General features: G+C 34.9%; 18 protein-coding genes. 4 read left to right on the top strand and 14 right to left on the bottom strand.

Going from position 1 to position 13,893, the window contains the following annotated elements:
• Positions 1-179 precede the first annotated feature (179 nt).
• The 8 genes from AR685_RS14460 to pdxA all read right to left on the bottom strand — a co-directional run bounded on the left by AR685_RS14460 (position 180) and on the right by pdxA (position 5,850).
• A complete protein-coding gene (locus AR685_RS14460) occupies positions 180-710 on the bottom strand; it encodes a hypothetical protein (RefSeq protein ID WP_131777636.1) in 531 nt (176 codons plus the stop codon).
• A gap of 4 nt (positions 711-714) precedes the next feature.
• Positions 715-1,194, bottom strand: a complete 480-nt coding sequence (locus AR685_RS14455; RefSeq protein ID WP_047445096.1) for a hypothetical protein — start codon at positions 1,192-1,194, stop codon at positions 715-717.
• Positions 1,195-1,289: 95 nt separating this feature from the next.
• On the bottom strand, positions 1,290-1,655 hold the full coding sequence (locus AR685_RS14450; RefSeq protein ID WP_165592822.1) for a hypothetical protein: 366 nt from the start codon (positions 1,653-1,655) through the stop codon (positions 1,290-1,292).
• A gap of 167 nt (positions 1,656-1,822) precedes the next feature.
• Entirely contained in the window at positions 1,823-3,178 is a 1,356-nt protein-coding gene (accC, locus tag AR685_RS14445) for an acetyl-CoA carboxylase biotin carboxylase subunit (protein ID WP_047445091.1), read from the bottom strand.
• Between the two features lie 93 nt (positions 3,179-3,271).
• Positions 3,272-3,754: an acetyl-CoA carboxylase biotin carboxyl carrier protein gene (gene accB / locus AR685_RS14440; protein WP_059125055.1), complete on the bottom strand. Its 483-nt coding sequence runs from the start codon at positions 3,752-3,754 to the stop codon at positions 3,272-3,274.
• A gap of 124 nt (positions 3,755-3,878) precedes the next feature.
• On the bottom strand, positions 3,879-4,085 hold the full coding sequence (rpmF, locus tag AR685_RS14435; RefSeq protein ID WP_047445089.1) for a 50S ribosomal protein L32: 207 nt from the start codon (positions 4,083-4,085) through the stop codon (positions 3,879-3,881).
• 68 nt (positions 4,086-4,153) lie between these two features.
• Complete coding sequence (locus AR685_RS14430; RefSeq protein ID WP_047445087.1) at positions 4,154-4,675, bottom strand: YceD family protein; 522 nt, start codon at positions 4,673-4,675, stop codon at positions 4,154-4,156.
• A gap of 83 nt (positions 4,676-4,758) precedes the next feature.
• Entirely contained in the window at positions 4,759-5,850 is a 1,092-nt protein-coding gene (gene pdxA / locus AR685_RS14425) for a 4-hydroxythreonine-4-phosphate dehydrogenase PdxA (protein WP_047445085.1), read from the bottom strand.
• Positions 5,851-5,899: 49 nt separating this feature from the next.
• On the opposite strand from pdxA, the gene AR685_RS14420 reads away from it, so the two are divergent.
• Genes AR685_RS14420 through AR685_RS14410 form a run of 3 tightly spaced genes read left to right on the top strand, consistent with a single transcriptional unit; the run spans position 5,900 to position 8,635 of the window.
• Positions 5,900-6,496 carry a riboflavin synthase gene (locus tag AR685_RS14420; protein WP_059125054.1) on the top strand — a complete coding sequence of 199 codons (597 nt, stop codon included), beginning with the start codon at positions 5,900-5,902 and terminating at the stop codon, positions 6,494-6,496.
• Positions 6,486-7,940: a sensor histidine kinase gene (locus AR685_RS14415; protein ID WP_059124978.1), complete on the top strand. Its 1,455-nt coding sequence runs from the start codon at positions 6,486-6,488 to the stop codon at positions 7,938-7,940. Before AR685_RS14420 ends, AR685_RS14415 begins: the two co-directional genes overlap by 11 nt.
• A complete protein-coding gene (locus AR685_RS14410) occupies positions 7,940-8,635 on the top strand; it encodes a tRNA1(Val) (adenine(37)-N6)-methyltransferase (protein ID WP_059124977.1) in 696 nt (231 codons plus the stop codon). Before AR685_RS14415 ends, AR685_RS14410 begins: the two co-directional genes overlap by 1 nt.
• 1 nt (position 8,636) lies before the next feature.
• Here AR685_RS14410 and AR685_RS14405 read toward each other — a convergent pair whose 3' ends face one another.
• Both AR685_RS14405 and rpmH read right to left on the bottom strand, forming a co-directional pair.
• Complete coding sequence (locus tag AR685_RS14405) at positions 8,637-9,347, bottom strand: cell division ATP-binding protein FtsE (RefSeq protein ID WP_047445078.1); 711 nt, start codon at positions 9,345-9,347, stop codon at positions 8,637-8,639.
• Between the two features lie 158 nt (positions 9,348-9,505).
• The gene (rpmH, locus tag AR685_RS14400; RefSeq protein ID WP_034679005.1) at positions 9,506-9,664 is read right to left on the bottom strand and encodes a 50S ribosomal protein L34; all 159 of its coding nucleotides are present in this window, start codon (positions 9,662-9,664) and stop codon (positions 9,506-9,508) included.
• A gap of 198 nt (positions 9,665-9,862) precedes the next feature.
• On the opposite strand from rpmH, the gene AR685_RS14395 reads away from it, so the two are divergent.
• Positions 9,863-10,867 (top strand): DHH family phosphoesterase, encoded by a 1,005-nt coding sequence (locus tag AR685_RS14395; RefSeq protein ID WP_047445076.1) that lies wholly within the window; start codon positions 9,863-9,865, stop codon positions 10,865-10,867.
• A 32-nt stretch (positions 10,868-10,899) separates the two neighbouring features.
• Here AR685_RS14395 and AR685_RS14390 read toward each other — a convergent pair whose 3' ends face one another.
• From AR685_RS14390 to AR685_RS14375, 4 genes are all read right to left on the bottom strand, one after another.
• Positions 10,900-11,691 (bottom strand): patatin-like phospholipase family protein, encoded by a 792-nt coding sequence (locus AR685_RS14390; protein WP_047445074.1) that lies wholly within the window; start codon positions 11,689-11,691, stop codon positions 10,900-10,902.
• Between the two features lie 101 nt (positions 11,692-11,792).
• On the bottom strand, positions 11,793-12,557 hold the full coding sequence (locus tag AR685_RS14385; RefSeq protein ID WP_059124976.1) for a hypothetical protein: 765 nt from the start codon (positions 12,555-12,557) through the stop codon (positions 11,793-11,795).
• Positions 12,558-12,568: 11 nt separating this feature from the next.
• On the bottom strand, positions 12,569-13,351 hold the full coding sequence (locus tag AR685_RS14380; RefSeq protein WP_047445069.1) for an alpha/beta fold hydrolase: 783 nt from the start codon (positions 13,349-13,351) through the stop codon (positions 12,569-12,571).
• A gap of 9 nt (positions 13,352-13,360) precedes the next feature.
• Complete coding sequence (locus AR685_RS14375; RefSeq protein ID WP_047445066.1) at positions 13,361-13,876, bottom strand: hypothetical protein; 516 nt, start codon at positions 13,874-13,876, stop codon at positions 13,361-13,363.
• Positions 13,877-13,893: the final 17 nt, after the last annotated feature.

Here is a 13,893-nt window from a genome sequence, read left to right as displayed (position 1 = left end):
TGGCTACGGTTAAATCTTTTCATTTCTATTAATTCTTAAAAACTTTGTAAGCTTTTATAAGGGGAACGGATTTAATTTAAAACAGTTGGTAGTTAAAAAATCTTTGTTCACTTTGAGTTACTATAAGCATTATAATTGATGACTGATATTCAAGTTCTATTTTTATCAATTTCAAAAAATCAGTCATACCAATATTCGGAAACAATTGGAAATCCAGCGTTTTTAAAAGCTGCTAAAATAGATCTTCGAAAACCGAGATTTCCCGCTGTATGAATGTCTGTGAAAAAATTTGTATCTATAGATGTTTCTTCCTTTATTTTTTTTCCGTCTTCATTATATTCTACAGCATTATATTCTACAGTATTTTCGCGTGTAATAAATAGCACATTCACATCTTTTACAATATTGATAATATCACTCAGATTCACCTTTTTACTTACAATCGTGTAGCTTTTTTCACCTGGATGAATTGTTTTTATTGCAACGTCTAAAATATTCTTTTCAGTAATAGTGTAGGGTTTTTCTATCGTCACTATTTCTCCAGACGTATTTTCAGTTCCTTTTTTGCATTGATCAGTCAAAAATCTATTAAGAATCTTAACGATTTCTTTCTTAGATTTGGACTTTACTGTTTGCGTTTGCATCTTGTTTTGCGAAAAAACTACTCCCGGCAAACCGAAGAGTAGAATTACAAATAATATTATTTTCATTTTTTTAATCTTGAAATTCGCCATAGCCAAGGAAGCCAATTTTATCTTCCTCATCGGCGTAAGTTACAAAGGAAAGTTTTTGTCCGCTCTTTGACCATTGTTTTTTTGTGAATTTTTTTCCTTCAATCTCCATCTCATGCTCTTTAGATGTAAAGCCGGCATCTTTTAGATCCATTTCAATAAATACATTATTCATTGCTCCTGCATAAAGCATGGTGACGCCAAACATCGCACCTTTTGGTGTGTATTCTACATGAACCATGTTAAATTGTGAAGTGAAGCTGTAAGCATCACCATACGAACCTTCGGCCTTTTCTATCTCACCGGCTTTATAGCCTTTCTGTTCCATAAATGAGGATAGATTCTTTTTTGTAGAATTGTAGTAGACATCCTGAACAAGCATCAGTTTATCACGTTCGAATTTTGTCTGGCCAAAGAGGAAATTGGCAAAGAGACAGAACAATAGTAATTGGAAATTTTTCATAGGTTAGTTTTTTTAATATTAATAATACGAAACTCTTATCGAGATTTATTAGAAAGGAACAGTTTGAATTAATAGTTGTTTTTAACAAGCATCACTTATCCCTTGATGGAATTAAATGCTTCGATTACTTTTTGAGCTTTGTTTTTGCTCATTTTCAACTTATGCATATAGTATCCATGCCAGATCGTTAAAATTCCATCATCATAGTCAATCGTTGAATCTTTAATCCTAAACCAAAATAATTCCTTGCCGCTTTTGTTTTTAAAAACAAACAATTCGGTGTCATCGAGCGCTGCAGAATCAATTTTTTGATATCCCATTTCACCTACCACAGGATAGTAATATTCTTGCCCGGTAAGATTTCTCATAATACTTTTGGTTGCTTGCTCTTGGGTGTTTTTTTGTGCGTTTGCAGTGATAAAGGCAAATAATAAAAAGCATAGTGTAATTAAATTTTTCATGTTTTCTATTGTTAGTTTTATCAAAGGTATTAATGCGGTGAAAAATCTACAATACCCCAAAAGGGTTATTTTAGGTGACTGATTCAGCCAAGAAAAATATTTTTTCATATCAAATAAAAAAGCCGTCTCAAACATGAAACGGCTTACAAATCTATTTTAAAATAATCTTAGTGATTATCATATTTTTTATCCATTACAAAACTCTCCATGAATTTTGTCGTGTAGTTTCCAGAAAGATAAGCTTCATCTTCCATCAACTGTCTGTGGAAAGGAATGGTCGTTTTCACACCTTCAACGTAGAATTCCTCTAATGCACGTTTCATTTTTGCAATTGCTTCCTCACGGGTTTGTGCCGTCGTGATCAGTTTTGCAATCATTGAATCGTAGTTAGAAGGGATTGTATATCCAGAATAAACGTGAGTATCAACTCTGATTCCGTGCCCGCCAGGAATGTTTAATCCTGTGATTTTCCCTGGTGAAGGTCTGAAATCAGCATAAGGATCCTCAGCATTGATTCTGCATTCGATTGAATGCAATTTCGGATAGTGGTTGATTCCTGAAATAGGAGTTCCCGCTGCCAAAAGAATCTGCTCTCTGATTAAGTCATAATCAATTACCTGCTCTGTAATTGGGTGCTCCACCTGAATTCTCGTATTCATTTCCATGAAGTAGAAATTTCTATGCTTATCCACAAGGAATTCAATCGTTCCTACACCTTCATAACCTATGAATTCTGCTGCTTTTACAGCAGCTTCACCCATTTTCTCACGAAGTTCGTCAGTCATGAATGGAGAAGGCGTTTCTTCAGTTAGTTTTTGGTTTCTTCTTTGTACAGAACAGTCTCTTTCAGAAAGGTGACAAGCTTTACCAAATTGGTCACCTGCAACCTGAATCTCGATATGTCTTGGCTCTTCAATCAGTTTTTCCATGTACATACCTCCGTTTCCGAAGGCTGCAACAGCTTCCTGAATAGCAGATTCCCAATGTTCTTTAAGGTCTTCAGCTTTCCAAACTGCTCTCATTCCTTTACCACCACCTCCGGCAGTAGCTTTGATCATAACAGGATAACCAGTTTCTTCAGCTGTTTTTACAGCATGCTCGTAAGATTCAATCAAGCCGTCAGAACCAGGTACACAAGGTACGTTAGCCGCTTTCATGGTAGCTTTCGCATTCGCTTTATCTCCCATTCTCTCGATTTGCTCAGGGCTGGCGCCAATAAATTTGATACCGTTTTTCTGGCAGATTCTTGAGAAGTTTGCGTTTTCAGATAAGAAACCATACCCAGGGTGAATTGCGTCTGCATTGGTGATTTCTGCTGCCGCAATAATATTTGGGATTCTCAGATAAGAATCTTTGCTCATTGGCGGGCCGATACATACGGCTTCGTCAGCAAATCTTACGTGAAGACTGTCTTTGTCTGCCGTAGAGTATACCGCAACAGTTTTGATTCCCATTTCTTTACAAGTACGTAGAATACGCATTGCAATTTCGCCACGATTGGCAATTAATATTTTTTTGAACATCTTTCCGAAATTTTAAATTATAAATTTTGAATTTTAAATTATTTTAAATGAAAAGTTTTCATCTAAAATTTATAATCTTTAATATAAAATTCCTTAAGATGGATCTACTAAGAATAATGGCTGATCGTATTCTACTGGAGTAGCATCGTCCACTAAAATTTTAACGATTTTACCGCTTACTTCAGATTCGATCTGGTTGAATAACTTCATTGCTTCGATTACACAAACTACTTTTCCGTTTGATACTTCATCACCTACGTTGATGAAAACATCTTTATCAGGAGAAGGTTTTCTATAGAAAGTTCCGATCATTGGAGATTTAATCGTTACATATTTACTATCGTCAGACGCCGCTTCAGTTTTTTCTGGAGATGCAGAAACAGCAGCAGAAGCATGACCTGGAGCTGCTTGCTGAGGAGCCTGCTGATACATTGCTGGCTGAGCAACATAGCTTACTTCATTCCCGCCAAGTGGTGTTTTAATAGTAATTTCGAAATCTTTAGTCTTGTATTTTACTTCTGAAACCTCAGCTTTAGATACAAACTTGATAAGATTTTGTATGTCTTTAATGTCCATAAAATTGATATTTGATTTGTCATCAAAGATACCAAAAAAAGACAAAAATCAACAAAAAACCACTCATTTTTATTAAAATTGAGTGGTTTTTGTATTAAATAGAGGTTTTTAAGGTAAAAAGCTCTTAGTTTTCTTCTGTAGTAGTTTCTACTGTTTTTTCCAATACTACCTTTCCTCTGTAGTATAATTTCCCTTCATGCCAGTGTGCTCTGTGGTATAAATGCATTTCTCCTGTAGTTGCATCTTTTGCCAATTGAGGAACTACTGCTTTGTAATGAGTTCTTCTCTTATCTCTTCTTGTAGACGACTGTCTTCTCTTTGGATGTGCCATTTTGTAATAACTTTTTTAATTTGATGAGCGATGAGATCTTTCATCATCTCATCATATTATTATTATTTTTAATTTTTATCTTTTAATTTCTTCAAAGCTTCCCATCTCGGGTCAACTTCTTCTTCTTTCTCCTCAATTTCTTTCGGACTGAATTTTTCAAGAATTGCCAAATCTTCATCACTGATATTCGGTGATATTTTCTTCATAGGTATTGATAGCGCCACATTTTCATAAATTAAATGCGCTACATTGAAGGCATGATCGCTTGTCGGAATTGTAATCACATCTTCCTCACTATCATCATATTCTTCTCCGAATTTTACTAAAATATCGATTTGGTTTTCAATAGCGTGGTCAAAATCTTCGTTTGTGATATCACAAACCAACTCTACTGTGCCATCTACTTTTACTTCAAATTCTAAAAATGTAGTGTGTTTATTTAAAAATACTTCTACTGCAATTTTAGGATTTGTAAATTCCTGTTCAGTGTCGAATAATTGAAAGAACTCTTTATCTATCTCAAACCTGAACTCGTGCTTACCGATTTTCAGTCCGGAAAAGCTTATATCGTAGTTTCTTAACTTGTCCATAAAATGAGTGTGCAAAAATATGCATTTATTTTAATATTACAAATAAAATATGTAACAAAATTAATTTTAATTGAATCAGCGTTTTACATTTCACTTTCTACAGGAAGATCTTCGTCTATTCCATTGTCTGAAGGCATTCTTCTTGGTTGAAGTCTATTGGCCATCATTTCTTTATAATCACTTCTGTTTTTAAAAATCTTAATCGCCATAAAAATTGCTTCCATAAAGCTCTGTTCATCAGCAATGTTTTTCCCTGCAATATCATAAGCAACGCCATGATCCGGTGAAGTTCTGATAAATGGAAGTCCTGCAGTATAATTGACACCTTCCTCGTAAGCTAAAGTTTTGAACGGAGCTAATCCTTGATCGTGGTACATCGCTAAAACGGCATCGAAACTTTGGTATTTGCTTGGCTGGAAGAAACTGTCAGCCGGGAAAGGACCAAAAGCTAAAATTCCCTGATCTGAAAGTTCTTTAATAGCGGGTGAGATGATTTCAATCTCTTCATTTCCGATAACTCCGCCATCTCCGGAGTGTGGATTTAAACCTAAAACCGCAATTTTCGGTTTAGATATAGAAAAATCTTCAATCAGAGTTTGGTTTAAAGCCTTGATCTGTTTCTTGATTTTTTCTTTTGAAATGTTTTCTGCAACCTGAGAAATTGGAATGTGATGCGTAGAAACGGCCACTTTTAAACCGTCTGTTACCAAAAACATCAATCCTTTTTTGTTGAATTTTTCTTCAAAGTAACCTGTGTGCCCAGCATGTTTAAACCCCATCTTCATCATTTCATCCTTATTGATTGGCGCGGTAACCAAAACATCAATTTCTCCTTTCATTAAAGCTTCGGTTGCCGCTTCCAGAGAGTCGATTGCCATTTTGGTAGATTCTTCTGATGGTTTGCCCAATTCTACATTAGAATTATCTTTCACCAAATTAAGCATATTCAGCTTTCCGTTTTGAGCCTGTGAAGTTTCTGTGATATAATTGAAATTTAAATTGAGCTTAAAAATATTCTTCTGGTAAGTGAATAATTTTCCCGAGCCGAAAATAATTGGGGTGAAAAAGTCTGTGATGGTTTTGTCTTTCAGAGATTTCATGATGATTTCAGGGCCGATGCCGTTGAAGTCACCAATTGAAATTCCTACTCGTACTTTATGGTTTTTTGGGCTCATTTTGATTATCTTTGAAGATTATAATTTTACAAATTTAGCAAAAAATAATATGTTCACAGGAATTATTGAAGCAGTAGGAGTTATTGAAAAAATTGAAGAAATCGGCAGCAACATTAATTTTACTTTAAGTTGCCCGTTTACTCATGAATTAAAGATAGATCAGAGTCTTGCTCATAATGGCTGTTGCCTTACGGTGGTTGAAATTACCGAGAGTCAATACGTTGTTACTGCGATCAATGAAACTTTAGAAAAAACCAATTTAGGAAAGTGGGAAGTAGGAAGTGTGGTGAATCTTGAGCGTTGCATGATGATGAATGGAAGGCTAGACGGACACATTGTTCAGGGGCATGTAGACCAGACCGGTGAAATAATTGGCATCGAGAACAAAGATGGCAGCTATTTTGTTACTGTACAGTATAGTTCAGAAGGAGGTTTTGTAACAGTTCCGCAAGGTTCAATCACTGTAAATGGAATAAGTCTTACCGTTGCCAAAAGTGGTGATTTTCAATTTTCTGTTGCTATCATCCCATACACGTGGGAATTTACCAATATGAAAAATGTTAAAAACGGGGATAAAGTTAACCTTGAATTTGATATTGTTGGTAAATACATTGCTAAATTAATTAACAATCAGAATGTCGTTTAATAAATATAAAGGATATAGTTTAAGAAACCGGGTTTTTTTTGGTTTCCTACTCGTATGTCTTTTGAGTATTGCCGCTTCGTCATTAGTCCCTTACTTTGTTTTGAGAAACAATTCTCTGCAGCAGAGTAGGATTGATATGCAGGAGAAAACCAACGCAGTAATGAGGTTTTTAGATTATGCAGTCAGCCAATCGACAGTGCATACAGAAGATCTTCCTGTTGTTTTAAAAAATAAGATTTTCGAAATTGCCGATGTCAATCAACATGATATAATTATTTACGATCTTAAAGGAAATTATCTGCTATCCAACAGAGATGGGAAATTGGTTGATAAGAAAAAGATTCCCATAAAAATTGTCAATAAATTACTTTCTACAGAAGCAAGATATGATTTTCGGGAAGTTGATGAGTCGAAAGATTCGGTCTTTACCTCTTCTTATTTGTTGTTAAAAAACAATATGTTGGAACCGGTTGGGATTATTTATATTCCTTTATATCACGATGAGTCAGCTTATCTTGATGTGCTTCATAAGTATGTATTGTACATTTTGATTGTCGATATTTTACTGATTGTTTTCAGTATTTGGTTGAGTTGGGTGACTTCAAATAATCTTGCTAAAAATATCACCAAATTTTCTGATATGATAACCAGGATTACGCTTTTTGAAAATGATATGCGGCCTATAAAATATTATAAAAATGATGAACTGAATGCTTTGGCAAGAGCCTATAACAGGATGATTCTTCAAATACAGGATCAAAAAGAAAGGCTTCGTTTTAAAGCGTCTGAAGAAGCATGGCGCGAAATGGCAAAGCAGGTTGCTCATGAGGTGAAAAACCCTCTTACACCGATGAAGCTAACTATTCAGAATTTTGAAAGAAAATTTGACCCGCAGGATCCTAACGTTAACGAAAAAGTAAAGCAATTGAGTAAAACAATGGTTGATCAGATCGATTTGATTGCAACCGTGGCCTCAGCCTTCTCTGAGTTTGCAAAACTACCCGAAAAAAATAATGAAATCATCAATCTGAATACTGAAATTGAAGATATTCTAAGAGTTTTCAACGATGATCTGATTTTTGTACATTCTAATAAGAGTAATATTATGATTAATATGGATAGGATTTATCTTTCCAGAATCATTACCAATCTTGTAACGAATGCACAGCAGGCGCAAAGTGACGAGAGAAATCTTTTGGTGAATGTCGATCTTGAGCAACACCAAAGAAAAGTGATTATTTCAGTTCAGGATAATGGGGTAGGGATTGCCGAAAATATGTTTGAAAGAATTTTTGAACCTAATTTCACCTCTAAAAACAGTGGTATGGGCTTAGGTTTATCAATGGTCAGAAAGATGGTTGAAGACTACAAAGGTCAGATTACCGTAAAATCTGAATTAGGGAAAGGCTCTACATTTATCATAACATTACCTACGAATCTTTAGTGAAACCTTTTAAGTTTAAACAGTTTGAAATTCATCAATCCAGCGCTGTTTTCCGTGTGGGAACTGATGGCGTTCTATTGGGTGTTTTGGCAAACGTTAGTCAAGCAAATAATGTTTTAGAAGTAGGAACGGGAACTGGCTTGATTTCGTTGATGCTTGCTCAGAGGAATTCTGGAGCTTATTTTTTAGGCGTGGAAATCAATGAAGAAGCTGTACATCTTACTAGGCTGAATTTTGAAAATTCTCCATTCAATGTAAGATTAAAAAATATTCTTCAGGATTTTAAAGCTTTTGAAACTGCTGAAAAATTTGATTTAATTGTGTCAAATCCTCCTTATTTTGAGGAAAATCCGTCTTCTAAAGATATAATCGCAAGGCAAACTATTGAGTTGAATTTTGGGGAGCTGATTTCAAAATCAGCTAAATTACTTTCAGAAAATGGTATTTTCTCCGTGATTATACCTTATGATGTGGAAAGTGTTTTTATTGGAATTGCGCAACAAAATCAATTGTTTCTTAATCGGAAAATCAATATTTACGGAATTCAAAATTCGAAAATAAAAAGATTGGTTTTGGAATTTTCTTTACAACAGAATGTTCTGGAAGAGTGTGATTTTGTTATAGAAAAAAGTCCGAGAAAATACTCGGACCAATATCTTGAATTCACTAAAGAATTTCATGTTTTTAAAGGATAGTTTATTCGAATAATTCTGCAGTGTCAAGCACAGAAACTTTACCGTCTTCACATCTGATGGCTTCTCCCGGGAAGTTCTGAATCATGTGGTAATCGTGTGTTGCCATTACTACGGCAGCTCCGTTTTCAGCGGCAACCTGTTTTAGTAAAGTCATGATTTCATTAGAAGTTTCAGGATCTAAATTTCCTGTCGGTTCGTCAGCTAAGATTAAATCAGGATGATTCAATAACGCTCTTGCGATCGCAATACGCTGTTGTTCGCCTCCTGAAAGCTCATGCGGCATCTTGTGTTTCTTGCCTTTCATATTCACGCTTGAAAGTACTTCATTGATGCGCTCATCCATTTTAGCTTTGTCTTTCCATCCGGTAGCTTCCAAAACGAATTTTAGGTTCTTTTCAACGGTTCTGTCTGAAAGCAACTGGAAATCCTGAAAAACGATTCCTAGTTTTCTTCTCAAATTCGGAACTTCTGATGCTTTTAGTTTTGCCAAATCAAAACCTACCACTTCACCATGCCCTGCCACTAAAGGGATGTGTCCGTATAATGTTTTCAAAAGTGAGCTTTTTCCTGAACCTGTTTTCCCGATAAGATAGCAGAATCTACCTTTCTTGATGTTTAAATTTACATCAGTAAGCACGGTGAAATTTTTTTGAGTTATTTTTGCGTGCTGTAGATTGATGATGTTGTCTCCGGATATATTTGTATGTGGCATAAATTCGATTTTTAGAGGCTTTTTCTAAACTATTTTTTCAGATTTTAAAAATAGAAAAAAGAAGCTTTATAAACCTAAAATTTAGGAAAATTTAACAACAAAAAATGCTTGAAAAAAAACTTATTTTCAAGCATGATTTGTATATTGTAAGTTAAGAATTATCTCTTAGCTCTTGCAGAACTAACTGTAAGGCTTTTTCTGCCTTTAGCTCTTCTCGCTGCCAAAACTCTTCTTCCGTTTGGCGTAGACATTCTCTCTCTGAAACCGTGTTTGTTTCTTTTCTTTCTTTCTGATGGCTGGAACGTTCTTTTACTCATTACTATATATTTTAGTCGTAATTATCTATTAATTTTCAGGTTGCAAATATATGTATATTTTTATTAAGTGCAAATATAATCTTAAATTATTTTAATGAAATATAATGTTGCTTAGATGCAATCTTAAGAGAGGTATTGATACTTTTTAAAGATTCATCCGCCTAAAAACTTTATCTTTGGAAACTCAAATTAAAGAAGATGTTTACACCTGCCGAACTTTTAGAAATCAATCAACTGCTTATTCCCACGAATAAAATCGTAATTCTTACCCATTACAATCCTGATGGTGATGCTATTGGTTCAAGTTTAGGCCTAAAACATTATTTAAGCGCAAAAGGAATTGAAGCGGAAGTGGTAACTCCTAACGATTTTCCGAAGTTTCTGAAATGGATGCCTGATGCAAAGAAAAACATCATCGGAGAATACAAAAGAAAATTAGCTTTCGATCTGATTAATGATGCAGATGTGATTTTTTGTTTAGATTTTAATTCTCCTGCAAGAATCGGACTTTTGGGAGATTGGCTAATGAGAGCAAAGGCAAAGAAAATCTTAATAGATCACCACCAGCAGCCTGAAGATTTCGATTTTGTGTATTCGGATACCATTATCCCTGCAACCTGTCAGATGATTTATCATTTTATCGAGGCAATGGATGATGAAAATTTAGTCAATAAAGAAATTGCAGAATGTCTCTATACCGGAATTATGACAGATACCGGTGGCTTCCGTTTCCGATCTACTAGTGCAGATACTCATAGAATTGTTGCGAATTTAATCGAAAAAGGAGCTGATCCTTCTGTGATTACTTCAAATACATGGGATACCAATACGGTGTCTCGTTTACATCTACTGGCGCTTGTTTTAGGTAGAATTGAAGTCGTGAATGACGGTAGAGTTGCTGTTTTATCACTAACCAGAAAAGAACTGCAGGAATACGGCTTCCAGAAAGGTGACACAGAAGGGTTTGTGAATTACGGACTAAGTATTGTAGGTGTGAAAATGTCTGCTTTCTTCATGGAAGATCTTTACGAAGATTTTATTAAAATTTCTTTCAGAAGTAAAGATGATGTAGACGTTAATCAATTCTCAAGAAAATATTTCAGCGGTGGCGGCCATATCAATGCTGCCGGTGGAAAATCTATGGAGTCTTTGCCTGATACGATTGAGACTTTTAAAAAGAGGTTAATTGATGAGAATTTGTAGGTAGTATGAACTCATCATTAATAAGTTAGAACTTAGATCTTACTATATCCTTTTTCTTCAAGTTCTTTACATGTATAGTCATATACCTCGGAAAACATATCGTCCAGAAATTTTTTATTAAATAAACTGAATTTGGTCATTTTCGGAGGGTCTAAAAATATATCGCAGGATTTGGCTTTAGAATACACCGATTTAGCTATAGCCAGGTGTAAAATACGGTCAAACTCTTTCATTAAACTCATGTTTGCAAGACTGTCATAGCTAATAGAATTAACATGTGAGCCAATCAGGAAATCACATTTGTCAATAATTGGTTCGATCGGAAGATTATCTAAAACTCCGCCATCTACATACACTTTTTCGCCCATTCTTACTGGAGGTAGTACAAAAGGAACGCTCGATGATGCCAAAAGGGGACCGAATAATTCTCCTTCTGAGAAGAAATCAACAATCCCATGTGTCATTTCAGTTGCGGCGACATAAACGGGTATTTTCAAAACTTTGAAATCATCTTCCGGAAAATAGTCCATTAATAATTTCAGAATAAATTTAGAACTGAAAATTCCGTTCTTGGATAGTTTTAAATAGGAGCGGGAGAAAAAAGTTGTTTTCTTCACGATTTCCATCATCTCGTCAGGAGAAGTTCCGATAGAGTAGAAGGCAGCAATGATGGAGCCAGCACTTGTTCCTGAAATAATTTGTGGTTTCAGGTCGTATTCTTCCAAGGCTTTGAGGACGGCAATATGGGCGATCCCACGCATTCCGCCGCCTGATAAAGTGAGGCCGATAATTGGTTTCTTTTTTTTGAAAGAGAATAATCCCATTGAGAATTTTAAGCTGTACTAAATTAATTGAAATTTACAGAAATATTATGGTTCGCTACACTCAGAATCTATTTTTATAAACAAAGCATCAAATTCTTTATTCATTTTTTCATCATATTGAGTCTTTCAATATATTCATTGACGCAATTTCCCCAGCCAAAGGTGATTAAATCTATAATAGCATAATCTTTCCGGCTGGATGAATTGAGGTGATCCTCAAACTCATTGATAATCCTTTGTGGGTTGCCATTCCTTTTACTCATTTCTTCACGAAGTTTTCGCCATTCAGCAATCATTTCGTCATCATTAGCATTCAAGCTTTTTTCAAAATTTCTGCAGTTCCCTGTAAATTTATTATTGATTAAAATTGAAGGATCTGAATAAGCTGCAATTTGAAGTTTTTTCTTTTCATACTCCTGTTGTAAAGATTTGTATTGCAAATTTTTTATGTTTTGCCAATACGGAACATTCACAATTTTCAAATTTTCAATAATTTTTTTATTTGCAACAAAATCTTTATCAAGCTTATTTAAAATCAGGGTTTTGTTATTTCGTACCTTTTCCAAATCTTCCAAATCAAAAACCGAGGGCGTGTCCAATTGAACTCCTCCCATTTGAAACCATAGTTTGTACGTTCCCTCAATCTCTGTACGAGAATATTTCGTAGCATCAAATTGACCTTTACTATCGCAAAGTTCTGTTACAAATTCAAAAACTTCGGGCCGTGTTGGTTTTGTAAGTAAGGAATCTTGTGTTGGTTTTTCAGAAATGATGTCTGCATTTTTTTTAATTTCATTAGAGACGATCTGCTCTTTTTTGCAGCCGATTAGTGAACAGAAGAGCACAAAAAATATCCAAATTCGCATAAATTATTTGTTTACAGAAGAAATTTTTTCGGAAGATGATGAAGCAATTCTGTATTGATAATTTCTGCACAGATGCTCGGTTTTTCCCAATGGCCATTATGCCCGCAATCGACGATGTAAGATTTGATATTGGTTCTGTCAGGAAGATTATTAATGGTTCTGTCAGTTTTTACTGCATTGTCATGTTTTCCGGCAATAACTAAAATTTTAGCTTCCAGGTTTTCAAGGATATGCTTTTTGTCTGTTCGTGAAACCATACCTTTAACGCAAGCTAAAGCGCCAAGATTATTGGTGGAAAGCGCTGTTTCTAAAGCTGTTTCTATTTTTCCTTCCAAAACATCTCTTTCGTTTTGATTAAATAAATTAGGAATTCCTGCTCTCGCATAATGCGGAAATGCATCTTTGATGATTCTGTAACTCTTTATACGTTGCTCTTTTTTCTCCTCGTCATCTGCGAAATAGGTTGAAAAAAATAAGGTTAAACTTTTCAGATTTTCTGGAAATTTTTCAGCGAATGCTAAAGAGGTATAGCCGCCCATAGAGTGACCGAGAAGATGAATTTTATCTAACTTTTCGTAATCAACCACCTTCTTTACTTCTTCAGCCATCAGCTCCATAGTATGGACTTCCTCTAAAATATCAGATTTTCCATGACCTGGAAGATCGATTTTTAACAATGTGAAGTCTTTCGAAAGATGAGTTTCCATATCACTCCAAATACTGAGGTTTTCCATGAAACCATGAAGCAGTACCAAAGTTTCTTTTCCGTTTCCTTTTTTTTCGAAATTGAGCATAGTTTAGATTTAAAAATGAATGTCAATATAATCAACAAAACCCGAGCCATTGATCATATCCTGGAGTCTGTAAGTTTTTCCCCCGTCTTTAGACATAAAAGTTTTGGTGCCTTTTCTGGTGTATGATTTTCCGTTATCATTATCAGAAATACTTTGAGTGATTTCTCCTGTGAAATTCATGTGTTTAGCCGTAACAACCTGTACAAATCCCTTTAAATTAACAGAATTTTCACCCGACTTTATGTTTCCCGACACATTGTAATTATCTCTTTCACCTTCAATTTTTGTGAAGTTCACCGAGCCTGAATATTTTGGTGAACTGTCGTTCTGATAAACAAACTTGTGGCTTCCGCTGAAATCTTTGAAGCGGTTTTTGCTGTTTAAAGCTTTTATGCTGTCATTGATTTTTGTTCGCTCAGCGTTGATAGAATCTACAGTACTTATGCTCTCTGTTTTTGGGTTGTTTTTTTTAGCACAAGAGAACGCTAGCATTCCTGCGATGGCTAAGATTAAATTTTTTTTCATCAATCAGCAATATTACA

Origin of the sequence: Chryseobacterium sp. JAH, assembly GCF_001507335.1 — a bacterium.
Lineage (GTDB): Bacteria > Bacteroidota > Bacteroidia > Flavobacteriales > Weeksellaceae > Chryseobacterium.
The sequence above is the reverse complement of the archived record's forward strand: the minus strand, read 5'-3'. Positions and strand labels throughout refer to the sequence as shown.